This window comes from Massilia sp. DJPM01, from assembly GCF_030348125.1.
In the GTDB taxonomy this organism is placed as follows: domain Bacteria; phylum Pseudomonadota; class Gammaproteobacteria; order Burkholderiales; family Burkholderiaceae_D; genus Telluria_A; species Telluria_A frigida.
Genome location: NZ_JAQOZV010000063.1, coordinates 1 through 20,895, shown reverse-complemented (window position 1 = coordinate 20,895; position 20,895 = coordinate 1). Strand labels below are relative to the sequence as shown.

19 protein-coding genes and 1 tRNA gene are annotated in these 20,895 nt (G+C 60.0%); 12 read left to right on the top strand and 8 right to left on the bottom strand.

The window, feature by feature from the left end; all coding sequences use genetic code 11:
* Positions 1-145: 145 nt before the first annotated feature.
* From PO883_RS28855 to PO883_RS28835, 5 genes are all read left to right on the top strand, one after another.
* On the top strand, positions 146-1,210 hold the full coding sequence (locus PO883_RS28855) for a porin (protein ID WP_289312832.1): 1,065 nt from the start codon (positions 146-148) through the stop codon (positions 1,208-1,210).
* A gap of 51 nt (positions 1,211-1,261) precedes the next feature.
* Positions 1,262-2,212, top strand: a complete 951-nt coding sequence (locus PO883_RS28850) for a tripartite tricarboxylate transporter substrate binding protein (RefSeq protein WP_289312831.1) — start codon at positions 1,262-1,264, stop codon at positions 2,210-2,212.
* A 25-nt stretch (positions 2,213-2,237) separates the two neighbouring features.
* Positions 2,238-3,329, top strand: a complete 1,092-nt coding sequence (locus PO883_RS28845) for an ABC transporter substrate-binding protein (RefSeq protein WP_289312830.1) — start codon at positions 2,238-2,240, stop codon at positions 3,327-3,329.
* A 64-nt stretch (positions 3,330-3,393) separates the two neighbouring features.
* On the top strand, positions 3,394-5,160 hold the full coding sequence (locus PO883_RS28840) for an iron ABC transporter permease (RefSeq protein WP_289312829.1): 1,767 nt from the start codon (positions 3,394-3,396) through the stop codon (positions 5,158-5,160).
* Between the two features lie 24 nt (positions 5,161-5,184).
* The gene (locus tag PO883_RS28835; protein ID WP_289312828.1) at positions 5,185-6,249 is read left to right on the top strand and encodes an ABC transporter ATP-binding protein; all 1,065 of its coding nucleotides are present in this window, start codon (positions 5,185-5,187) and stop codon (positions 6,247-6,249) included.
* Positions 6,250-6,252: 3 nt separating this feature from the next.
* On the opposite strand, the gene PO883_RS28830 is transcribed toward PO883_RS28835, so the two are convergent.
* Together PO883_RS28830 and PO883_RS28825 are read right to left on the bottom strand one after the other, a co-directional pair.
* The gene (locus PO883_RS28830) at positions 6,253-7,047 is read right to left on the bottom strand and encodes a DUF2145 domain-containing protein (RefSeq protein ID WP_289312827.1); all 795 of its coding nucleotides are present in this window, start codon (positions 7,045-7,047) and stop codon (positions 6,253-6,255) included.
* A 2-nt stretch (positions 7,048-7,049) separates the two neighbouring features.
* On the bottom strand, positions 7,050-7,481 hold the full coding sequence (locus PO883_RS28825) for a hypothetical protein (RefSeq protein ID WP_289312826.1): 432 nt from the start codon (positions 7,479-7,481) through the stop codon (positions 7,050-7,052).
* Between the two features lie 141 nt (positions 7,482-7,622).
* Here PO883_RS28825 and PO883_RS28820 point away from each other — a divergent pair, with 141 nt between their 5' ends.
* The 3 genes from PO883_RS28820 to PO883_RS28810 all read left to right on the top strand — a co-directional run bounded on the left by PO883_RS28820 (position 7,623) and on the right by PO883_RS28810 (position 12,656).
* Complete coding sequence (locus PO883_RS28820) at positions 7,623-8,357, top strand: helix-turn-helix transcriptional regulator (protein ID WP_054263907.1); 735 nt, start codon at positions 7,623-7,625, stop codon at positions 8,355-8,357.
* A gap of 63 nt (positions 8,358-8,420) precedes the next feature.
* On the top strand, positions 8,421-10,307 hold the full coding sequence (locus PO883_RS28815) for an MFS transporter (protein WP_289312825.1): 1,887 nt from the start codon (positions 8,421-8,423) through the stop codon (positions 10,305-10,307).
* Positions 10,308-10,424: 117 nt separating this feature from the next.
* Positions 10,425-12,656 carry an ATP-binding protein gene (locus PO883_RS28810; RefSeq protein WP_289312824.1) on the top strand — a complete coding sequence of 744 codons (2,232 nt, stop codon included), beginning with the start codon at positions 10,425-10,427 and terminating at the stop codon, positions 12,654-12,656.
* Here PO883_RS28810 and PO883_RS28805 read toward each other — a convergent pair.
* Both PO883_RS28805 and PO883_RS28800 read right to left on the bottom strand, forming a co-directional pair.
* Complete coding sequence (locus PO883_RS28805; RefSeq protein WP_289312823.1) at positions 12,653-14,185, bottom strand: response regulator; 1,533 nt, start codon at positions 14,183-14,185, stop codon at positions 12,653-12,655. The two genes, PO883_RS28810 and PO883_RS28805, sit on opposite strands and share 4 nt — an antisense overlap.
* 13 nt (positions 14,186-14,198) lie before the next feature.
* Positions 14,199-15,701 carry an ATPase domain-containing protein gene (locus PO883_RS28800; RefSeq protein WP_289312822.1) on the bottom strand — a complete coding sequence of 501 codons (1,503 nt, stop codon included), beginning with the start codon at positions 15,699-15,701 and terminating at the stop codon, positions 14,199-14,201.
* 243 nt (positions 15,702-15,944) lie between these two features.
* On the opposite strand from PO883_RS28800, the gene PO883_RS28795 reads away from it, so the two are divergent.
* Positions 15,945-16,021: transfer RNA gene (locus tag PO883_RS28795), tRNA-Pro, on the top strand.
* 648 nt (positions 16,022-16,669) lie between these two features.
* On the opposite strand, the gene PO883_RS28790 is transcribed toward PO883_RS28795, so the two are convergent.
* Together PO883_RS28790 and PO883_RS28785 are read right to left on the bottom strand one after the other, a co-directional pair.
* On the bottom strand, positions 16,670-16,936 hold the full coding sequence (locus PO883_RS28790; protein ID WP_289312821.1) for a hypothetical protein: 267 nt from the start codon (positions 16,934-16,936) through the stop codon (positions 16,670-16,672).
* A gap of 19 nt (positions 16,937-16,955) precedes the next feature.
* Positions 16,956-17,570, bottom strand: coding sequence for a recombinase family protein (locus PO883_RS28785; RefSeq protein WP_289312820.1), 615 nt, complete (start codon positions 17,568-17,570; stop codon positions 16,956-16,958).
* A 227-nt stretch (positions 17,571-17,797) separates the two neighbouring features.
* Between PO883_RS28785 and PO883_RS28780 the strand changes: the two genes are divergently transcribed.
* The 3 genes from PO883_RS28780 to PO883_RS28770 are packed head-to-tail and all read left to right on the top strand — an operon-like array spanning position 17,798 to position 19,892.
* Entirely contained in the window at positions 17,798-18,520 is a 723-nt protein-coding gene (locus PO883_RS28780) for an adenylate/guanylate cyclase domain-containing protein (RefSeq protein WP_289312819.1), read from the top strand.
* The gene (locus tag PO883_RS28775) at positions 18,513-19,082 is read left to right on the top strand and encodes a hypothetical protein (RefSeq protein ID WP_289312818.1); all 570 of its coding nucleotides are present in this window, start codon (positions 18,513-18,515) and stop codon (positions 19,080-19,082) included. The genes PO883_RS28780 and PO883_RS28775 overlap by 8 nt, the downstream gene beginning before the upstream one ends.
* Before the next feature lie 51 nt (positions 19,083-19,133).
* Entirely contained in the window at positions 19,134-19,892 is a 759-nt protein-coding gene (locus PO883_RS28770; RefSeq protein ID WP_289312817.1) for a DUF4145 domain-containing protein, read from the top strand.
* Here the strand turns inward: PO883_RS28770 and PO883_RS28765 are convergent.
* Positions 19,889-20,494 carry a hypothetical protein gene (locus PO883_RS28765; RefSeq protein WP_289312816.1) on the bottom strand — a complete coding sequence of 202 codons (606 nt, stop codon included), beginning with the start codon at positions 20,492-20,494 and terminating at the stop codon, positions 19,889-19,891. The genes PO883_RS28770 and PO883_RS28765 overlap by 4 nt on opposite strands.
* A 122-nt stretch (positions 20,495-20,616) precedes the next feature.
* Positions 20,617-20,895, bottom strand: a 279-nt coding sequence (locus tag PO883_RS28760; RefSeq protein WP_289312815.1) for a hypothetical protein, incomplete at its 5' end; no start/stop codon positions are given.

The following is a 20,895-nucleotide window of genomic DNA, read 5'->3' as shown; positions in this document are numbered from 1 at the left end:
CAAGCGCGCCAAAAAGCCCGGGCAATGTGGCATCAGGGGTACAGGCGCGCATTGAAAGCCAATTGAAAGGATGGCGCCCATATAGTTAGCCCCAGAAACGCCGTAGTATATAAACACAATAAACACAAAAAACCAGGAGACAAGAATGAAACCATCCGTGCTTACGCTCGCGCTGGCGGCCGCCTTTTCGGCCGCCGGTAGCGCCCAGGCCCAATCCAGTGTGCAGGTCTATGGCCTGATCGACGCGGGCGTCGATTACACCACGAATACCAATGCCGCCGGCGACAATGCCACGCGCGTGATCTCGGGCGGCAAAAACACCTCGCGCTGGGGCTTGCGCGGCGCCGAAGACCTGGGCGGCGGCCTGAAAGCCGTTTTCGGCCTGGAAGGCGGAATCCTGATGGATACCGGCGCGGCCGACGGCGCGCTGTTCAAGCGCCAGGCCTTCGTGGGCCTGGACGGCGGCTTCGGGCGCGTGGTGCTGGGGCGTTCGTTCACCACCACCTACGATTTCGTGATCCTGTTCGACCCGCTCGGCTACGCGCCGAACTATTCGTGGGCTACCTCGTCGAACGCCACCGGCTCGTCGAAGTACGGCATGACGACCGCCTTCGATAACCTGATCAAATACTCGGGAAAAACCGGCGATTTCAAATACGGCGCCACCATCGGCCTGGGCGAACAGGCGGGCAGCAGTGCCGACAGCCGTAAATATTCGGTAGCCGGTTCCTGGAGCCGCGGCGGCTTCTCGGCCATGGGCGCCTTCGAGCAGATCAACGCCAACACCCTGGCCGGCACCGGCCGGCGCGACGAAACCAGGGCCTTTCACGCGGCGGTCGATTTCAGGAACGCGGTGGTACGCCTGACCGGCGGCATGCGCGATTACAAGCTGGAAGCAGCCAAGGCCGCCACGCCGGACGTGCGCGCCACCACCTGGTGGGCCGGCGCCAGCTACTTCGCCACGCCGGCGGTCACCCTGACTGGCGCCGCCTACTACGTCAATGTCAAGAACCTGGCCGCCAACACGGACGCCGATCCGATCATGTACGTGGCGCGCGGGATGTATGCGCTGTCCAAACGCACCGACCTGTATCTGGCCGCTGCCTACGCCAAGGCCGACAACGGCAAGCTGGTGGGGCTGTCGCGCGACGATGCGGGCTTCGGTAACACGCAAAAAGGGCTCACGGCCGGCATCCAGCATCGCTTCTGATGCGCTGTTGGGCATGGGCGGGGTGATCCGTCCGTCCGAAAGGCTAGCGCCATGAGAACCCTGTTTTCCATCCTGGCCGCCTGCGCCGCCTTGCACGCCGCAGCCGCCGAATGCATCGTGCCGTCCAAACCGGGCGGCGCGATGGACCTGACCTGCAAGCTGGCGCGCGAAGGACTCAAGGGCGAGGCTGATGCGCCGGCGCTGCGCTTGTCGTACCTGCCGGGCGGGATCGGCGCAGTCGCCTGGCACACCATGGCGGCCCAGCGCGGCAGCGAGAAGGATACGCTGGTGGCCTTTTCGGGCGGTTCGCTGCTCAATCTCGCGCAGGGCAAGTTCGGCAAGGCCAGCGCCAACGACGTGCGCTGGGTCGCGGCCCTGGGCGCCGACTACGGAATGATCGCGGTGCGTTCCGATTCGGCGTTCCGCAACCTGGCCGGCCTGATCGAGGCCTTGCGGCGCGAGCCGGAGAAGGTGCTGATCGGCGTGTCCGGCACCATCGGCAGCCAGGACTGGATGAAGATGGCGCTGCTGGCGCGCAGCGCCGGGATCGACCCCAAGGTGCTGCGCTTCGTGGCGCTGGAAGGCGGCGGCGAAGCCTTCACCGCGATGCACGCAAACCATGTGCAGGTGGTGTCGGGCGATGCCTCGGAAGCGACCCTGTACGCAGGGGCTGGCGCCGGCAAGGTGCGGGTGCTGGCGGTGCTGTCGGAACAGCGTTTGCCGGGCGTGCTGTCGCAAGCGCCGACCGCGCGCGAGCAGGGCGTGGACGTGGTGTGGCCGATCATCCGCGGCGTATGGATGGGACCCAAGGTGGAGGACGCCGAGTACCAGCGCTGGGTGGGCAGTTTCGACCGTATGACGTCCAGCGCCGATTTTGCCCGCTTGCGGGCGGCGCACGGGCTGTATCCGTTCACGCTGACCGGACAGGCACTGACCGATTATATCCACAAGGCCGTCGCCGACTACAACCGGCAGGCCAGGCAATTCAAGCTGATTCGCTAAAACAAAACAACAATCTGGAGACAATATGACTATCAAGCGTACCCTTATCGGCGCCGCCATCGCGGCCACCTTCGCCGGCAGCGCCTTCGCGCAGGTTCCGGCGGGCTACCCGGCCGACTACCAGAAGATCATCGACGGCGCCAGGAAAGAGGCCAAGCTGGTGATCTACTCGGCCACCGACAGCAAGGCCGCGCAGCCGCTGATCAAGGACTTCAATGCCCTTTATCCCGGCGTGACGGTCGAATACAACGACATGAATTCGACCGAAGTGTACAACCGCTTCATTTCGGAGGCGGCGGCCGGCGGCAATACGGCCGACGTGCTGTGGTCGTCGGCGATGGACTTGCAGATGCGCCTCGCGTCGGACGGCCATGCGCTGCAGTACAAGTCGCAGGAAGCGGCCAAGCTGCCGGCATGGGCCATGTGGAACGACAGCGCGTACGGCACCACCTTCGAGCCGGCCGCCATCGTGTACAACAAGCGCTTGCTGACCACCAGCGAAGTGCCGAAGACCCATGCCGCTTTCGCCACCCTGATCAAGACGGAAAAATTCCGCGACAAGGTCACCACCTACGACATCGAAAAATCCGGGGTCGGCTTCATGTTCATGACCCAGGATGCGCGCGAAAATCCGCAGTTCCTGGAGCTGGAAAATGCGTTCGGCACGGCCAAGGTGCGGGTCCAGTCATCCACCGGCACCATGCTGGAACGGATCTCGTCGGGCGAGAACCTGATCGGCTACAACGTGCTCGGTTCGTATGCGCTGGTGCGCGCCAAGACCGACCCTTCGCTGGGCGTGGTGCTGCCGGCCGATTACACGCTGATCCTGTCGCGCGTGCAGTTCATCAACAAGAGCGCCAAGCATCCGAATGCGGCCAAGCTGTGGATGGATTACCTGTTGTCGGTGCGCGGCCAGACCATCATCGCCAACGACTCGAAGCTGTTTGCGATCCGTTCCGACGTCAAGGGCGAGACCACGTCGGCGGAACTGATCAAGATCATCGGCGAGAAGAACGTCAAGCCGATTCCGGTGCATCCGATCGTGCTGCAGTTCCTGGGACCGGCCAAGCGCATGGCCTTCCTCAAGCAGTGGAAAGAAACCGCGGGCAAGAAGTAAAGGCGAACAAACGCGCGCAGGGTGGGCGCCCCGCCCACCCCCTCATCCCAAGATCGGACCTCACATGACCACCTTATCATTGCGGGCCACGCGGCTTAACTGGCCGCGCGGCCTGGTGGTGACGCTCGCCTGCGTCGCCATCTTTTTACCGCTGTTTTTGATTTTTTACCAAAGCTTTTTGTCGGCGCCGTTCTTCATGCCCGAGAAAACCTTCGGCCTCGAAGCCTATGCCTTCATTTTCGACGACCCCGATTTCACCCAGGCGTTCAAGAATGGCTTGATCCTCGCCACCGGGCTGGCCGCCATCGCGGTGCCGCTGGGCGGCATGCTGGCCTTCCTGATGGTGCGCACCGACCTGCCGGGGCGCGGCTGGATCGCGCCGCTGCTGCTGGTGCCGATCTTCGTCTCGCCCATGGTGATGGGCTTCGGCTACGTGGTGTCGATGGGTCCCGTGGGCTTTTATTCGGTGTGGGCCAAGCAGCTGCTCGGCTTCGTCCCGTGGAATATCTATTCGTTCACCAGCATCGTCATCATCGCCGGCCTGACCCACGTGCCGCACGTGTACCTGTATGCATCATCGGCTTTGAGGAGCCTCGGTTCCGACGTCGAGGAAGCGGCCCGCGTGGCCGGCGCCTCGCCGCTGCGGGTGATGATGAACGTGTCGCTGCCGATGATCATGCCGGCGCTGGCGTACGCTGGCGTGCTGGTGTTCTTCCTCGGCTTCGAGGTGTTCGGCCTGGTGCTGGTGCTGGGCGATCCGGAAGGCCACCTGGTGCTGGCCACCTATCTGTACAAGCTGACCAACAAGATGGGCACGCCCTCGTACCACCTGATGGCGGCGGTGGCGGTGTGCCTGGTGATGGTGACCATGCCGCTGGTGATGCTGCAGCGCTGGCTGCTCAAGTCGGCCAACAAGTATGTGTCGATCAAGGGCAAGGGCGCGCGCCAGAAGGCGATGCCGCTGGGCCGCTGGAAGTGGCTGGCGTTCGCGCTGCTGGCCGGCTGGCTGCTGGTGACGATCATCCTGCCGCTGTCGGGCATTGTGCTGCGCTCCTTCGTGCAGAACTGGGGCGAGGGCGTGGTGCTGTGGGATGTACTGACCTTGCAGCACTTCCGCGACATCCTGGAACAGCATTCGCTGGTGCGCGGGATTATCAACACGGTGCTGATCGGCGTGATCGGCGGGGCGCTGGCGGTGGTGTGCTACACGGCCATCGCGCTGGCCATGCATCGCAAGCCCGATGGCATCACGCGCCTGCTCGATTACAGCGTGCTGGTGCCGCGCGCCGTGCCGGGCCTGCTGGCCGGCCTGTCGTTCCTGTGGGTGTTCCTGTTCGTGCCAAGCTGGCTCGATGGGATGCTCAAGGCGACCGGGTTCGGGCCGGCGCTGTGGCTCAGCGAGCATGCGATTCCGCTGCTGCGCGAAGTGCGCTCGACCATCTTCGCCCTGTGGCTGGCGTATTCGGTGGTGTGGCTGGCTTACGGCATGCGCCTGATCTCGACCGCGCTGCTGCAGGTGGGGCCGGAACTGGAAGAGGCGGCGCGCTCGGTGGGCGCCAGCCGCAGCCAGGTCACGCGCGACGTGACGCTACCGCTCATCAAATTCGGCATGCTGGGCGCCTGGCTGATGGTGTTCCTGATCTTCGAGCGCGAATATTCGACCGGCGTGTACCTGCTCACGCCAGGCACGGAGGTCATCGGGGCGATGCTGGTGTCGCTGTGGGCCGGCGGCTCGACCGACCTGGTGGCGGCGCTGTCGTTCATCAATATCACGCTGGTGGCCATTGGCCTCGGCATTGCGCTGCGCTTCGGCGTCAAGCTGCACCAATAAACACTACCTACACCGGGAATGACCATGAATGAACTGACCGTCAACGACCTGCACCTCGATTATGGCACCGGCGCACATGCCAACCAGATCCTCAAGGGCGTATCGATGCACCTGCAACGCGGCGAAGTGGTGGCCCTGCTGGGCCCTTCGGGCAGCGGCAAGACCACCTTGCTGCGCGCCGTGGCCGGGCTGGAAAGCCCCAAGAGCGGCACCATCGACATTGGCGAGCGCCGTGTGTTCGACGGCGCGCGCAATTTCGAGATGGCGGCCGAACACCGCAGCCTGGGACTGGTGTTCCAGTCGTACGCGCTGTGGCCGCACAAGACCGTGTTCGACAACGTGGCGTATGGCCTGACCTTGCGCAAGATGGGCAAGAGCGAGATCGAGGCCAAGGTCAAGGAAGTGCTGGGCCAACTGGGGCTGGGCCACCTGGGCGAGCGCTTTCCGCACCAGCTCTCCGGCGGCCAGCAGCAGCGGGTGGCGATTGCGCGCGCGCTGGTGTACAACCCGCCCGTGATCTTGCTCGACGAGCCGCTCTCGAACCTGGACGCCAAGCTGCGCGAGGAGGCGCGCGCCTTCCTGCGCGAGCTGATCGTGCGCCTTGGCCTGTCGGCCCTGATGGTCACGCACGACCAGGGCGAGGCGATGGCGATTTCGGACCGCATCCTGCTGCTCAATAACGGCAAGATCGAGCAGCAAGGCTCGCCGCAAAGCATGTACGAAACGCCGGACACCTTGTTTACCGCTGAATTCATGGGCAGTAACAACCGCTTGCCGGGCCAGGTGGTGGCCAGCACCAATGGCAAGGTGGCGCTGATGGTGGCCGGCGTGAGCATGCAGGGCACGGCGCGTGGCGCGCGTACGGGCGGCGAGGCCACCCCGCTGATCCGGGTCGAGGATGTGAAGATCAGTGCGCAGCAGGTCGACAATGCGCTCGAAATGCCGCTGTTGACCTGCATGTACCTGGGCGACCGCTGGGAGTGCCTGTTTACGCGCGAAGGCCTGAGCCTGCGCGCGTATTCGACGTACCGGCTGGAGGCGGGCAGCTACTGGCTGCACATGCCGGCCGAGAAGCTGTGGGTGTTCTGACGCTTATTCAATCCCCACCACCGACTCGGTGGTGGCGGGGTCGCGCAGCTTGACGAAGCGCACCACCGATTCGACCGTGACGATGTCGATCTGGCCGGCGATGCGGCGCCCCGTCGGGTGGTCGTCGAAGGCCACGTTGGCGCGGAACACGCGCGCGCCCAGGCGCTTGACCGAGGGCACCCAGATCGTGTTGGGCTTGTAGAGCGCCTGCTTGAGCCAGGACTGGGCGGCACCGCGATCGCCGATGGCGCTGTCGCTGGCGCTGGCGGCGTAGGTTTCGAGTACCCACTGGTTGGAATTCTGGTATTTGGTCGAGAAGGGATAGGCCAGCATGTTGTAGTGCTCACCGTGCAGGCGCGCCGGCGCCTGGGAAGCCAGCATGGCGGCGATGCGCTTCTGGCTTTGCGCGCCCGGGATCACGATCTGGCTCTCGTAGGCGAACAAATCGTCGAGGAAGAAGTTGGCCAGGCCCTGGTCGAACAATCTGGAGGTCGCGGTGCCGCACTGGTTCAGCAGGTGCACCACGCTCCAGCGTCCCTTGGGATGGTCGCGCCAGGCGTAGGCCATGTGCGAATAGCGCAAGTCGTACTTGGACAGGTCCTGGCCGACGCGGGCGATCAGCGCCACCTCGGCCCCGGAGGCTTCGAGGGCGGCGCTGGTGTTTTCGGCCAGCTTGACGGCCTTGACGAAAGAGGTGGCGTCCTGCGCGACTTCTTCGCAGGCGGTGCCGGCGTGCGCGCCATGCAGCGGCATGGCCAGCATCAGCAGCAGGAGCAAACGTTGTCCGATGCGGATCATGCTTAGCCTTTCGCGCCGTTCTGCGAATGGTGCAGCAGGCTTTTGCCCGCTTCTGTCGGGATGAATGCGATCACCTTGCCGGCGGCGATGAGCACATGGCCGCTGGCGGTGGCGGTCACCGTGACGGCCTGGCCGACCAGCTTGGAAAAGCCCTTGGCGCCATCGCCGCTGAATTTGACGGTGGCGGTGGAACCGTCGGCCACGTTCTTGAGCACCACCATGGTGCCGTCGGCGACGGTTTCGACGCTTTGCGCCACCACGCTGCCTCCCACGGCCACCACCAGCAAGCTTCCCAGCACCACCGCGCCGGACACGCCGCTCGGGGTGCTCGACAGGTTCGAGCCCAAATTCTTGTGGTGGGCCTCGGCTTGCGCGGCTGGATTGGCGCCGAACAGGGCGCAAGCGATTGCGATGGCCATCAGGTTGGTTTTCATGCGGTTTCTTTCTTCAGCTTAGCCGGGTTGGCAGACACATCTTACGCAAGAATCGACTTAACTAAATGAAATGATAGTCCGTATCGCTATTATTCTGAATAAGTATTAATATTTGCTACCAGATTTCGAAGGGATACAGAAATGCCGCACGCAATTACACTTGTCGACACCTTGAAGCGCCTCCTGAAGGGGCGGGGAATTACCTACGGCGACCTTGCCGGACGGATAGGAATGTCGGAAGCGAGTGTCAAGCGCATGTTTTCACAGAAGAATTTTACCTTGCAGCGGCTGGACGAGATCCTCACCGCCACCGGCATCGAGTTCGACGAACTCAGTGCGGCGCAGTCGGCGCCGACCCTGATTTCGCACCTGACGCTGGCGCAGGAGCGCGAAATCATCGGCGACCCGCGCCTGCTGGTGGTGGCCGTGTCGGCCATGAACCACATCGGCTTCGACGATATCGTGCGCTTTTACGACATGACGGAAGCGGAAGTGACCAAGTACCTGCTGCGGCTGGACCGCATCGGCTTCCTGGAGCTGCTGCCGAATAACCGGGTCAAGCTGCTGATCGCGCGCACTTTCGGCTGGATTGCGAATGGGCCGATCCAGGGCTACTTCCGGCACGAGGCGGCGGCCGACTATCTGAACTCGCGCTTCGATGGCGAGGATGAAGTCATGCGGCTGGTGAATGTGATGCTGTCGAAGCAGTCCGGCGCCGCGCTGCTGGAACGCCTGAAGCAGGTGGCGGCCGAATTCGCGCAGCAGCACCAGCACGAAACGCGCCTGCCGCTCGACCAGCGCCACGCGATCAGCTTCATCGTGGCCGCGCGGCCCTGGGTGCCGCAGGCATTCAAGGCCCTGTTGCGCCAGGGCTGATGGTACCCTGACGATGCACCCCCGACCTTTTTGCCACATCGAGACCTTGAGAGATCCTTCAGCATGAGTCAAGCCAGCCAGTTTTCCCTCTTAAAGCAACGCCGCTTCGCGCCGTTTTTCTGGACCCAGTTCCTCGGCGCGTTCAACGACAACGTCTTCAAGACCGCCTTGCTGGTGATTCTCACCTACGACGCCGTCAGCTGGACCAGCCTTGATCCGGCCATCTTGAACAGCCTGATTCCGGGCCTGTTCATCCTGCCGTACGTGCTGTTTTCGGCCACCGCCGGGCAGATCGCCGAAAAGGTCGAGAAAGGGCGCCTGGCGCGCTTCGTCAAGATGCTGGAAATCGCCATCATGCTCGTTGCGGGCATCGGCTGGCTGTCGCACACCTTATGGCTGCTGATCGCCTCCGTGGTCGGCATGGGCGTGCATTCGACCTTGTTCGGGCCCGTGAAATACGCTTACATGCCGCAGCATCTGAAATCGGAAGAACTGGTTGGCGGTAACGGCGTGGTTGAAATGGGCACCTTTGTCGGCATCCTGCTGGGCCAGATCCTGGGCGCCGCGCTGGTGCTTAAACCGCACGGCTTGCAGCTGGTGGCCGGCGCCACCATGTTCTTCGCCGTGCTTGGCCTGGTGGCCAGCTACCGCATTCCGCTGTCGCCGGCACCCGCGCCCGAGCTGAAAATCAATCCGAATCCGTTTGCCGAGTCGGTGCGCAATATCGGCCACGCGCGCAAGAACCGCACCGTGTTCCTGTCGATGCTGGGCAACTCGTGGTTCTGGTTTTACGGCGCGATGATCCTGTCGCAGTTTCCCCTGTACGCCAAACAGTTCCTGCATGGCGACTACAGCGTGTTCGTGCTGCTGTTGACGGTGTTTTCGGTCGGCGTGGGCGTCGGCTCGCTGCTGTGCGAGAAGCTGTCGGGCCACAAGGTGGAAATCGGGCTGGTGCCGTTTGGCTCGATCGGCCTGTCGCTGTTCGGCATCGACCTGTATTTCGCCAGCGTAGGTTACGTGCGCCCGCCGGTCGAAGTGGAGATGATGGGCATGCTGGCGCAGGCTGGCGTGACGCGCGTGCTGTTCGACATTGCCATGATCGGCGTGTTCGGCGGCCTGTTCATCGTGCCGCTGTTCGCGCTGATCCAGACCCGCTGCGAACCGGCCCACCTGTCGCGTACCATCGGCGGCATGAATATCCTGAACGCGCTGTTCATGATCGGCGCGGCCGGCGTGGCCATCGTGATGATCAAGATGGGCTTCACGATTCCCGAAATGTTCCTTGCCACCGCCATCCTGAATGCCGTCGTGGCGCTGTATATCTTCTCGCTGGTGCCGGAATTCCTGATGCGCTTCCTGGCCTGGATGCTGATTCATACCATCCACCGCGTCAAGACGGTGGACGTGGACCGGATTCCCGAAGATGGTCCGGCGGTCCTGGTGTGCAATCACGTCAGCTACGTCGACGCCATCGTCATCGGGGCGGCCAGCCCGCGCCCGATCCGCTTCGTGATGGACCATAAGATCTTCAAGATGCCGTTCATGGGCTGGCTGTTCCGCACGGCGCGCGCGATTCCGATCGCGCCGGCCAAGGAAGACCAGTTCCTGATGGAGAAGGCGTACATCGACATCGCGCAGGCGCTGCATGAAGGCGACCTGGTATGCATCTTCCCGGAAGGGCGCCTGACCTCGACCGGCGAAATGGGCGAATTCCGCGGCGGGATCGCCAAGATTATCGAACGCAGCAAGGTGCCGGTGATTCCGATGGCGCTGCGCGGCCTGTGGGGCAGCCTGCTCACGCGCGATCCGGGCAATCTGTTCGAGCGCACCTTCGCGCGTGGGCCGCGTTCGCGCCTGGCGCTGGCGGTCGGCACACCGGTCGCGCCGCAGGATGCCACGCCCGACTACCTGCACAAGCAGGTGCTGGCTTTGCGGGGCGACTGGAAGTAAAAGCGGCCCGGGATCGCGGAAGAAAATGGTTATAATTACAACCGTGCGGCGTTCTGCCGCTTCTCCCGTTTTTCAAAGGCAGCAGCACTCCATGAACAGTTTTTCGCCGCCGGTGCCATGAAAATCCGTGCCTATCTCGCGTTGATGGTCGCGGCGATCCTGATTCCGGTCATTTTGTTCTCGACGATTTCGCTGAACATGCTGCTCAAGTCCGAGCGCGAAGCGGCGCTCAAGGGCGTGCGCGAAACGGCCCGCATCTCGCTGGTGAGCATCGACCGCGAACTGACCAACACCCAGAGCGCGGTACGCATGCTGGCCACCTCGCCGCACCTGGCGCAGGGCGACCTGGCAGGCTTTTACGAGCAGGCGCGTTTTGCCGACAAGGTGGGCACCACCTGGACCGCGTTGCTCGACGAGCGCGGGCAGCAGCTGATCAATACCGCGGTGCCGTTCGGCGCACCGTTGCCCGGCCCGGACGCGGCCCGGCGCGTGGCCCAGGTGCTCGATGCCGGCATTCCGCAAATCTCCAACCTGATTCGCGGGGTCGTCACGCAAGCCTTGCTGGTGGTGGTGGACGTGCCGGTGACCACGCCGGAGGGCATGCGCTATGTGATCGCGCAAGGCTTCAAGATCGATCACTTCAACGGCGTGCTGACCCAGGTGAACGCGCCGCCGTCCTGGCTGGCCGGCGTGTACGACCGCAACGGCATGACCATCGCCCAGACCCATGGCGGCGCGGCCACCGGGCGTGGCGACACCCGTCCCGACCTGCGCGAAGCGATCCGCAACAAGACCACCGGCGTGATCCGCAACGCCAGCGACGACAACATGAAGCTGTACACGGTGCTGGAACGCTCGGCGCTGTCCGGATGGACGGTGGCCGTGGGCGTGCCGGAAGCCGAAATCGAATCGGCGGCGCGGCGCGCGCTGACGGTGTCCATTCTGGGGCTGGCGGCGGCGGTGTGCTGCGCGGCGCTGGCCGCCGTGTTCTTTGCGCGCCGGCTGTCGCGTTCCATCGGCCAGGTGGCGCGTTCGGCGCATGCGCTGGGCGGCAGCGGGGACCCGGGCCACACCGATGTGTCGGGCGTGGCGGAAGTGGACCAGGTGCTGGCCGCGATCGCCGCCGCGGCGATGGTGGTGAACCAGGAAAAGCAGTCGCGCCATGCGGCCGAGACCGAGCGCGAGATCCTGTTCGAGCGCGAACACGAGGCGCGCACCAGGGCCGAACAGCAGAACCGGGCCAAGGATGAATTCCTGGCGATGCTGGGGCACGAGCTGCGTAATCCGCTGGCGGCGATCGTGAACGCGACCAGCGTGATGGCCCATCCGGGCATGCCGGCGGCGGCCGGCGAGCGCGCGCGCGAGATCATCAAGCGCCAGAGCGGGCACCTGACGCGCATCGTGGACGACTTGCTCGACATGGGGCGGGTTCACTCGGGGAAGATCTTGCTGGAGCGCCGCGCACTGCGGCTCGACCAGGTGATCGACAACTACGTGAGCACCCTGCGCGCGTCGCAGCGCTCGGCGCGCCACGAATTACGCGTCGATGTGGCGCCGGTGTGGGTGGACGGCGATCCGACCCGGCTTGAGCAGATTGTCTCTAACCTGCTCGACAACGCGCTGAAATACACGCCGGCCGGCGGCACGATTTCGGTGAGTGTGAAAAGCGAAGGCGAGGACGCGGTGCTGTGCGTATCCGATTCGGGTATCGGGATTGCGCCGGAACTGATGCCGTACGTGTTCGACCTGTTCGTGCAGGGCGCGCGCCCGCTCGACCGCGCCCAGGGCGGCCTGGGGGTGGGACTGGCACTGGTACGCCAGCTGGCGCTGATGCACGGCGGGCAAGTGGATGTGCGCAGCGCGGGCATGGGCCTGGGCAGCAGTTTCGAGCTGCACCTTCCGCGCATCGAGCCGCCGCAGTCGGAGCCGAGTGTACCGGCGCCGGCGCCATCGTCGCGCCAGCGCGTGCTGCTGATCGAAGATAACGAAGATGGGCGCGACATGATGGCCATGATGCTCGAGGCGCAGCAGTACCGGGTCGACACGGCCGTCGACGGGTTCGACGGCCTGCGCAAGGCTGGCGTGGCGCGCCCGGACATTGCCCTGGTCGATATCGGACTGCCGGGCATCGACGGCTATGAAGTCGCACGCCGCATGCGCGCCGACCCGGCAACGAGCATGGTGCGCCTGATTGCGCTGACCGGGTATGGCCAGGACAGCGACCGCGAACGCGCGCTTGACGCGGGCTTCGATGCGCATCTGGTCAAGCCGGTGGACATGGCGCGCTTGATGGCGGCGCTGGAGAGCGAACCGGCGGCGTTCCCGCGGTTCGCGGGAACGGCACGCTAGCGGATCAGGCGCGAGCCGTGGGAGGTGCCCAGGCGGCCGTCGGCAAGGCGCTTGATTTCGTCGAAGTTGACTGGCTTGATCAAGTGGTGGTCGAAGCCGGCGTCGAGGGTGCGCTGGCGCGCGTCGCTCTGGCCCCAGCCGGTCAGCGCGATCATCAGCACCGACTGCGAGCCGGGCTTGAGGCGGATGCGGCGCGCCGCCTCGTAGCCGTCCATGCTCGGCATGCCGAGGTCCATCACGATCATGTCGGGCATGCCCTGTTCCACCGCCTGCACCGCTTCGTGGCCGTCGTAGGCGGTGGCGACGTTGCAGTTTTCCATTTCAAACAGCGCCTGGAGCGAATCGGCGGCATCGCGGTTATCGTCCACCACCAGCACCCTGGGGCGCTGGTCGACACTGCCGATGATGTCGACCATGGGAACGTCGGTGGTTGGACGCGCTTGCGTCACCACCGGCAGCGTGACTACGAATTCGCTGCCCTTGCCAAGGCCGTCGCTGCTCGCATGCACGCTGCCGCCATGCATTTCGGCGAACTGGCGCGACAGGCTCAAGCCGATTCCGAGGCCGCTGGCGATCTGGCCGGACGGCGGCCGGCTTTGCTCGAACATCGAGAAAATGCGCCCGATGGCCGCCGGTTCGAGGCCGATGCCGGTGTCCTTGATGCAGATTTTCAGGGCGCCGAATTCGACCAGCGCGCGCACGCTGATGTAGCCTTCGAACGGCGTAAACTTGACCGCGTTCGAGACGATGTTGGCGACGATCTGCACCACGCGCGCATAGTCGGCGTACAGCACGACCGGATCGGGCGGCATGGCGACATCGATCCTGATATGTTTGGCGGCCGCCGCCGCCGAACACAGTTCGGTCACGTGTTCCATCACTTGCGCGAAGGTGGTGTAGTCGCGCTGCAGTTCGATCTTGCCGCTGTTGATGCGGGCGACATCGAGCAGGTCGTCGACAAGGCGGGTCAGGTGCGTCACCTGGCGCTCGATCACGTCGCTCACTTTCTTGACCGGGGCCTGGTCGGGGTACAGGTGGTTCAACACGCTCATCGAGGTGCGGATGGGAGCGAGCGGGTTGCGCAGTTCGTGACCGAGGCTGGCCAGGAATTCATCCTTGCGGCGGTCGGTTTCGCGTACCTGGTACTGCTTTTCGCGGGCGCGCAGGACCGATTGCAGGGAGGTGATGAGGGTGAGGGTGCGTACCGGGCGCTCGAGCAAGGTGACATTGCCGAGGGTGTTGATGGCCTGGCGCACGCTGAGCGAGTCGGGGCCGCGGTGCGTCAGCAGCACGATCGGCAGGTCCGACCAGTTGGGCTGGCGCTGGACGAATTCGCCGAGCGCTTTCATGCCGCCGTTCGACAGCGCTTCTTCGACCGTGAGCACGGCGCCGACGCCGATCAGCAGCTCTTCGGAGAGCCTCTGGATGGTTTCGGTGACGAGGTTGTCGACTTGCGCCAGCGTGAGCATTTTCGATGCCAGCACCGCGTCTTGCCCGGTCGGGGCGTAGATCAGGACTCGCTTTTCCATAGGCTGTTTTCGCTTATCCGTTTTCGTCGCCGAACAGCAGGTGGCAGTCGCTGTCGTCGAAGGTGGGTATCCCGGTCAGGATGCCGTGGAAATTGGTCAGTACGTCGCCCACCTGGATGCCCTTGGCGCTCATCGTGAACAGGCGGATGGTGCGCTCGTGCAGACCGACGCGTTTCTTGAAGACGGAGATGGCCTGGCGTACCTTGCCGCGTGCCTCGAAGTAGCGCAGCATGATGACGCTGTCGGCGATGTAGCTGGCGTCGACCGTGGTCGTCATAGTGCTGCCGATGACGCCGGGCTGCACGCCGACCAGGATGGTGACCACGCCGCGCTGGCCCAGGTAGGTAAGCAGTTCGTGCATGTGGGTAGCCAGGAAGCGCTCGTCGGGCATGGCGTTGAGGTAGCCATTGAGGCTGTCGATGACGATGACGCGCGCGCCAGCGGCTTCGGCATCGGTCACGGCCTGCATGAATTCACCGGGCGCCATTTCGGCCGGGTCGATCTGCTTGACGACGAGCAGGCCATTGTCGATGGCCCCTTTGAGGTCGATACCGAGGCCGGTGGAGCGCAGCAGCAGGTTGTTGGCCGCTTCCTCGAACAGGAACATGGCCGCCTTCTGGCCGCGCTGGGTGGCTGCGTAGACGTACTGCGCGCACAGCGAGGATTTGCCAGTGCCGGGAGGGCCGGAGAGCAGGGTGCTGGTGCCTTCATCGAGGCCGCCGCCGGTCAGCGCGTCGAGTTGCGCGATGCCGCTCGAGAGCTGCTGGCGTTCGGTGAGCACGCGCGTGTGGGCGGCGATCAGGCGCGGGAACACCACCAGGCCGCCGGTGACGATCTTGTAGTCGTGCGAGCCGCCGCGAAAGGCGATGCCGCGGTATTTGACGATGCGCACGCGGCGCCGTTCGGAGCCGTAGTCCTGGTTGATCAGTTCGAGCGTGATGACGCCGTGCGCCACGCTGCGCACTTGCAGGTCGCCCGAGAGGGCGGTGCGGTCGTCGAGGAACAGGGTGGTGCAGCCTTTGCCGGACAGGTACTGCTTGAGCGCCAGTACCTGGCGGCGGTAGCGCAGCGGGCTTTCGGCGAGCAGCTGCAGCTCGGACAGCGAATCGAGGACCACGCGGGTCGGCTTGTGTTTTTCGATTGTGTCGAGAATGCGCTGGGTGGTCATGCCCATCTCGATTTCGGATGGGTGGAAAATGGTGAACTGGTGGTCGGGGTGGAGGATGTTTTCGTTGGGGATGATGTCCTCGACGTGGATGCCGTCCATCGACCAGCCGTGCGACTGCGCCACCGCCTTGAGTTCGACGCGGGTTTCGGCCAGGGTGATATAGATGACCGATTCGCCGCGGCGCACGCCTTCGTACAGGAACTGGAGGGCGAGTGTGGTCTTGCCGGTGCCGGGCTCGCCTTCGATCAGGAACAGGCGGTCACTGGTCAGGCCGCCGCCGAGGATGGTGTCCAGTCCCGGAACGCCCGTTGAAAGAAAGCGACTGGTGTCGCTGTTCTGCTTTTCCATGGAGGGATTCTCCGTTTTTCTCATCGTAAATTTAGATAATTGCAACACTGTATGATAAATAGTACATGAATGCGATCGGGGTGGTAGTTCTGTACGGAAGCACCCGATCGGCTGAATTGCGGAGCGGCAACGAGGTTTTTTGAGGGGACGTTTGAGCTAGCGCAAAGCGCTACGTGGCAGCGCGTGACAGGTACGATTTGTGTGCCAAAAACGTAAGATGCTCTGATATAATTCGCAGCTCGTCGGGGCGTAGCGCAGCCTGGTAGCGTACTTGCATGGGGTGCAAGGGGTCGAGTGTTCGAATCACTCCGTCCCGACCAAAAAAATACTAATGAAATCAAAGGGTTGGGAAGTTTATCTTCTTGACCATTTTTTCTTTTCTACTTCTGTGCACTAGTTCTGCCCTAGAAAAATTGTACGCCCTAGAAGTTAAAAAGCCACTCCAGCATCGGTGCTGAGAGCGGCTTCTAGGCTACTGAGCTTGAGAGAGGGCTAATCTCCCTTGTATAAAGCTGTCGAGTTGGGCGTGTGTCCATCGTGTCTGCTTCGCTGATACCTTCATTGGCTTCGGAAAATCCGGTTGGTTCCGAGCTTTATCCCATACGCCGGATACGCTGACGCACAAGAGTTTAGCTACCTGTTGAACCGTGTAAAGCTGGTTGTGTTGCATTAAACCTCCTTCATTGTAGTGTTTAATATTCCTTTTAAAGAATTTAGAACGCAAGAATCCCTCAGTCAAAATTATGACCATGCGCGATTATAGTTGGGCTTAACGTGCTATGTCAACGGTTGCTGAAATACTAACAAATAAAAATTGGGAAAAGGCGGAAGGTCGAGCGGAGTGCTTAATAGGTTTTCGATGCGGGGCGATTTGCGGACCTTGGCGGCAAAATATCTCTAGCTTCCCTCTAGTGACTGCCCCCGCCGTTCGTGCCGTGGCGGGGCTATACACGTCGTTTGCAGCGGCTTTACCTGCCAAGCTTACCCTTTGGCCGCATGTAGATATCCCACTGCGGTGACTGCTCGTTGATTGTTGCAATAACCCCATCATCTGCTTGGCTTATCAATCTTGCAATCATCTCTTGCTTCGTTATTGAGTAACGATTCGCTAGTCGGGCTAGGGCTAGGGCAGTGCCAGTATCGACCCACATGTTTAGCTGGCGCTGGCCGTTCTCCCCAGCGGTTGCCCTCGTGGCCCTGTATGCCCTCTGGCGTTCTGAATTGGTCTTTGCCATGGCGGTTCCGTATGGTTCGTTACGTAGTAACTTTAGCAGCGATCTCTGCACAGTAGCGCTTGACGGTGGCTGTCGAAATTTCAAAGTGATCTGCCGTGGCCTTGATGCTTGCGCCATGCTCAGCACGCCATGACACCACCGTAGCTGGATCAGTCGCTTTTGACCGGCCTACATAGCGACCGTCATCCGCTGCCTTTGCCACCTCGATACCACGCTTCTGCATTTCTTTGCGGTTCAAGTAGTCGGCTTCGCCCTGTGCAGCAATAAAGGCTAGCACCGCATCGCGAGTGGCCTTGTCAATTGCGTTAGTAGCGGTGCCATCAAACGTCATGCCGTTAAGGGTGCAGATGACTTTCACGCCCATGCGCATCAACTCTTGCATGACAAGGTTAAGTTCATCGTAGCGCCGGCTGATACGATCAAGCCAGCGGACATATAGCACGCCACCATCAGACAGCTTGTCCATGACCCTTCGCCACTCTGCGCGATCCATCGGTGCCACGTGGTAGCCGCCTGTGGCCTCGTCCACATGCACATCCTTTGCCTTGACGGCCTGCTTCTTTGCATCGTCGTATTGGCTGGCGCTGGTTTGACCATCGTTCGTGCTGGTTCGTCCGTAATAGATCGTCTTCATATTTGCGTTTAACTGGATCAATTGGGTAGGTAGCTCAATAATACACATGGATCAAAATACAGTCAACCCTATTGAGCCAACTAAATAGCGCTGTTCGTCTGGCTCGTTGGGGCATACCCTAATGCGCTATAACTCAACAGTCAGTGTGGCCCTGCCCAATAGTCGAAAGACTTCGACATCGCTAGTCACAACAAGTACAATTAAGCAACAATAATTTCGGAGGATTCATGGAAGCTATCTACTCAAGTTACGATTTTGATGACAGTCGTGATCGTATAGATGAGATATTAGCCGGAGAGGATGCCAACTATAGCGAGCATAAGGGAATACCGGCCCGCAATGAACTAACCTTTACCAATGGGTTTTATGTCGATGTGACTGTCATGTTCATTGATATCCGAGGATCAAAGGAGCTTGCAAGTAAGCACAAGCGTCCGGTGCTCGCGAAAATTTATCGAGCGTACATCTCTGAGGTCGTAGCTGTTCTGAAGGGCGAGCCGAAAATAAACGAGATTTATATAGAAGGCGACGGGGTTTGGGCCGTCTTCAATACCACGACGAAGGAAGATGTTCAAAGTGTGATTAATACGGGCGGAGAAGTCTGCTCATTAATAGATGTATTAAATATCAAGCTAAAAAAGCGTTCGTATTCCGAGATAAAAATCGGCATTGGGATTGAGGATGGAGAATCACTATATATTAAAGCCGGGTATAAGGGAAGTTCGATTAATGAAGTGGTTTGGATTGGTAAGTCAGTCGGCGCTGCCGCCGAGCTTTCTGGATATGGAAATAAAAGTTGGGCAGACGGAGAAACTATGATTTCATCGCGAGTTTATGGGATGCTAACCGATTCTCAGAAAGAGCTTTTCTTTTGGAGTATTGGTCGCTCTTGCTATACCGGAACTTACCATAACCTGTACATGAATCAGTGGGTAAAAGCGAATGAATGATCGCGCAGGGTTTTTGGCTGGATCAATTGTCGATATGCAGGCTACCATTCGTGCAATTGACGTTAAGGTGGCGGGACTACTCGTTGTATTGTTGATTCCGTTGCAGAATCTTCATCGCGTATTCAAACATCTAAAGCATTTCTGCAATGTGACGCCAAGTTGGCCTGCAATGGTTGTTGCATGTCTGTTTCTCTTAGTATGGTTTTTAGCATTCTATTCCTTAGTGCGGGCCGTGGCCGCTGTAGGAAATCCGGTGAATCATATTAATAATCCAACCGGCTTAAACGGATCGTTTTTCTTGGGCGGTCTTTATAAACTAAATTTTATTGATGCTTTCTTTACGCGCAGGAAAGTAAAGTCCCGACACGATCCAATGTATGTAAAATCGAGGTTGCCAGTTGCAGCTACCGATGTGGAAGCGGAGTTGGTCTTTGAGCAGATGAAACTTGCCTATATTCGCGACATTAAACTACATCGACTATATTGGGGGTTGATGCTTTCTCTCGTATGGTTGCTACTTGGAATAGCTATTTTTATCGCTTCAAAATTTGCAATATCGTAGCCAGTGAATAAAAAAGCGAATCTTGGGACTAGTTTAGGAAAAGGAGTGGAAGTGGAAAAGAGCAAATTATCTCAATCGTTTGCCGCAACTAACCTTCCTGCGTGGAGATGTCCAAGTTGTATCGTTGGACGACTTAAATTGTTTGAAGAATGTACGTTTCATCAAAATGCGTCAACTCAGCAATGTTGGAATGAAGATTGGTTTGATGCTGAGCATGCGCAATATATATTCAGCGGTTTGCTTAAATGTCTCAACTGCAACGAGTTCGTGCTGATCACTGGTGACGCTGTCTTAGAGGAAGACTATGAGAGCAATGTGAGAAGCTATTATCATGTTATAAGGCCGTTGTTTTTTCATCCGCCATTAAGAATAATCGAGCCTGTCACGAATGGCGAAATTCCAAAAATAGTTATATCGCATCTTAATTTGGCATTTCAGAACTTTTGGAGTGATGCAGATGCCTGTGTGAACCGGTTACGCACCATTGTTGAACACCTTCTTGATGACTTGAAAGTTCCAAGAGTCCATGCGAGAAAGGGTAATCGAGCAGGCCTTTCGGATCGAATAGGGTGGCTTATTGATCCTAGGTATCTGAATATCAAAGAAGCTATGAAAAGCCTCCGGTATATGGGTAACGAAGGTAGTCACGGGTCAGATGGAATCCATCGAGAAGACTTAATATCAGCCTTTGTGGTTATTAATTATTGCCTTGAGCAACTATATCCAAAAATTAATGATCATGCTGAGGTTTTTAAGATTGTGGCCGAGGTCAACTTAAACGAGGGATTTTCCAAGAATAAAAAACTTTAACTTTCATTTGGCGTTACTCCATAACGAAAATCATTGCGGGAAAATTCCACGTTCAGTCCGAGCGATGCGAATAACAAGAAGCCGTTGAACGATTGTAGATTGTCAAGGGATAGCATGAACACGCCGTTACGTGCGCACCGCCGCTCTTCGTTTAGGTCGGCCATCGTTTCATAAATCAAGACGATGGGTGTCTCTGACGGTAGCTGGGAGCACTTACAGGCCATGGTTTGGATAGAGTGGTTCCATGCATTTTCTAACGCCTTGTAGGGCCGCTTGGCCGCTGCAATCAATCCTTGTGCGATGTGGCTATCAATCTTAGTCATGGCGGCGACTGCTGCGCGTCTAGTGCCTTTTCCGTTCATCTTATGAGCCTTGAACTCTGCGTAGAACCCGGTGGCAGGATGATGGAAATCAGGTAAAGCGGTGTAGCGGGTTCCTTCGGAGTCGATGAACTCTTGCGGGAATGCTGCTTCGCATGGAACCCAGCCGTGTGGGTACAGCCGGAAGGAGGCTTTCGCTTCCGCTACTGACTTGTGGGTCTTGCCGGTGACACCGACAAACTTTGTTGAAATGCTCGGATCGTACTTCGTTTTGAGAATCATTGTGTTTATCCTTCAAGGAAACTTCAGCGCAGAAAAGCCTGCACTTCGTAAAAATAGATAAGTGCGGGTACTCTATTGCACCCTTTGCACTTGTCGTAAGTTATTGATATCGCTCGCCATTCTTAGAAATCAAACACTTGCACTGCCCTTGCACTACCTTTGCACAACCCTTGCACTTTGTCGGGTGTGACGTTCATTGGGAAGTAATAGGTTGACCGTTTGCCATCAAATTGAATCTGAGCCTTGGTGTAACCCAGCTTGGACATGATGTGCGGGACGTGGCCCGGTGTCGCCTTTGGCAAACCATCGGCTACGAACGCATCCTGCAATTCGGCAAGCGTGAAGACGACGTTATCCATGACAAAGCCTGCCGCGAAGTCCTCGTGCGGGTTAGTGCTTAG

Bases quoted from the DNA above. Each gene is read 5' to 3' on its own strand.
- PO883_RS28855 (WP_289312832.1), top strand. From the start codon at position 146: ATGAAACCATCCGTGCTTACGCTCGCGCTGGCGGCCGCCTTTTCGGCC.
- PO883_RS28850 (WP_289312831.1), top strand. From the start codon at position 1,262: ATGAGAACCCTGTTTTCCATCCTGGCCGCCTGCGCCGCCTTGCACGCC.
- PO883_RS28845 (WP_289312830.1), top strand. From the start codon at position 2,238: ATGACTATCAAGCGTACCCTTATCGGCGCCGCCATCGCGGCCACCTTC.
- PO883_RS28840 (WP_289312829.1), top strand. From the start codon at position 3,394: ATGACCACCTTATCATTGCGGGCCACGCGGCTTAACTGGCCGCGCGGC.
- PO883_RS28835 (WP_289312828.1), top strand. From the start codon at position 5,185: ATGAATGAACTGACCGTCAACGACCTGCACCTCGATTATGGCACCGGC.
- PO883_RS28830 (WP_289312827.1), bottom strand. From the start codon at position 7,047: ATGATCCGCATCGGACAACGTTTGCTCCTGCTGCTGATGCTGGCCATG.
- PO883_RS28825 (WP_289312826.1), bottom strand. From the start codon at position 7,481: ATGAAAACCAACCTGATGGCCATCGCAATCGCTTGCGCCCTGTTCGGC.
- PO883_RS28820 (WP_054263907.1), top strand. From the start codon at position 7,623: ATGCCGCACGCAATTACACTTGTCGACACCTTGAAGCGCCTCCTGAAG.
- PO883_RS28815 (WP_289312825.1), top strand. From the start codon at position 8,421: ATGAGTCAAGCCAGCCAGTTTTCCCTCTTAAAGCAACGCCGCTTCGCG.
- PO883_RS28810 (WP_289312824.1), top strand. From the start codon at position 10,425: ATGAAAATCCGTGCCTATCTCGCGTTGATGGTCGCGGCGATCCTGATT.
- PO883_RS28805 (WP_289312823.1), bottom strand. From the start codon at position 14,185: ATGGAAAAGCGAGTCCTGATCTACGCCCCGACCGGGCAAGACGCGGTG.
- PO883_RS28800 (WP_289312822.1), bottom strand. From the start codon at position 15,701: ATGGAAAAGCAGAACAGCGACACCAGTCGCTTTCTTTCAACGGGCGTT.
- PO883_RS28790 (WP_289312821.1), bottom strand. From the start codon at position 16,936: ATGGCAAAGACCAATTCAGAACGCCAGAGGGCATACAGGGCCACGAGG.
- PO883_RS28785 (WP_289312820.1), bottom strand. From the start codon at position 17,570: ATGAAGACGATCTATTACGGACGAACCAGCACGAACGATGGTCAAACC.
- PO883_RS28780 (WP_289312819.1), top strand. From the start codon at position 17,798: ATGGAAGCTATCTACTCAAGTTACGATTTTGATGACAGTCGTGATCGT.
- PO883_RS28775 (WP_289312818.1), top strand. From the start codon at position 18,513: ATGAATGATCGCGCAGGGTTTTTGGCTGGATCAATTGTCGATATGCAG.
- PO883_RS28765 (WP_289312816.1), bottom strand. From the start codon at position 20,494: ATGATTCTCAAAACGAAGTACGATCCGAGCATTTCAACAAAGTTTGTC.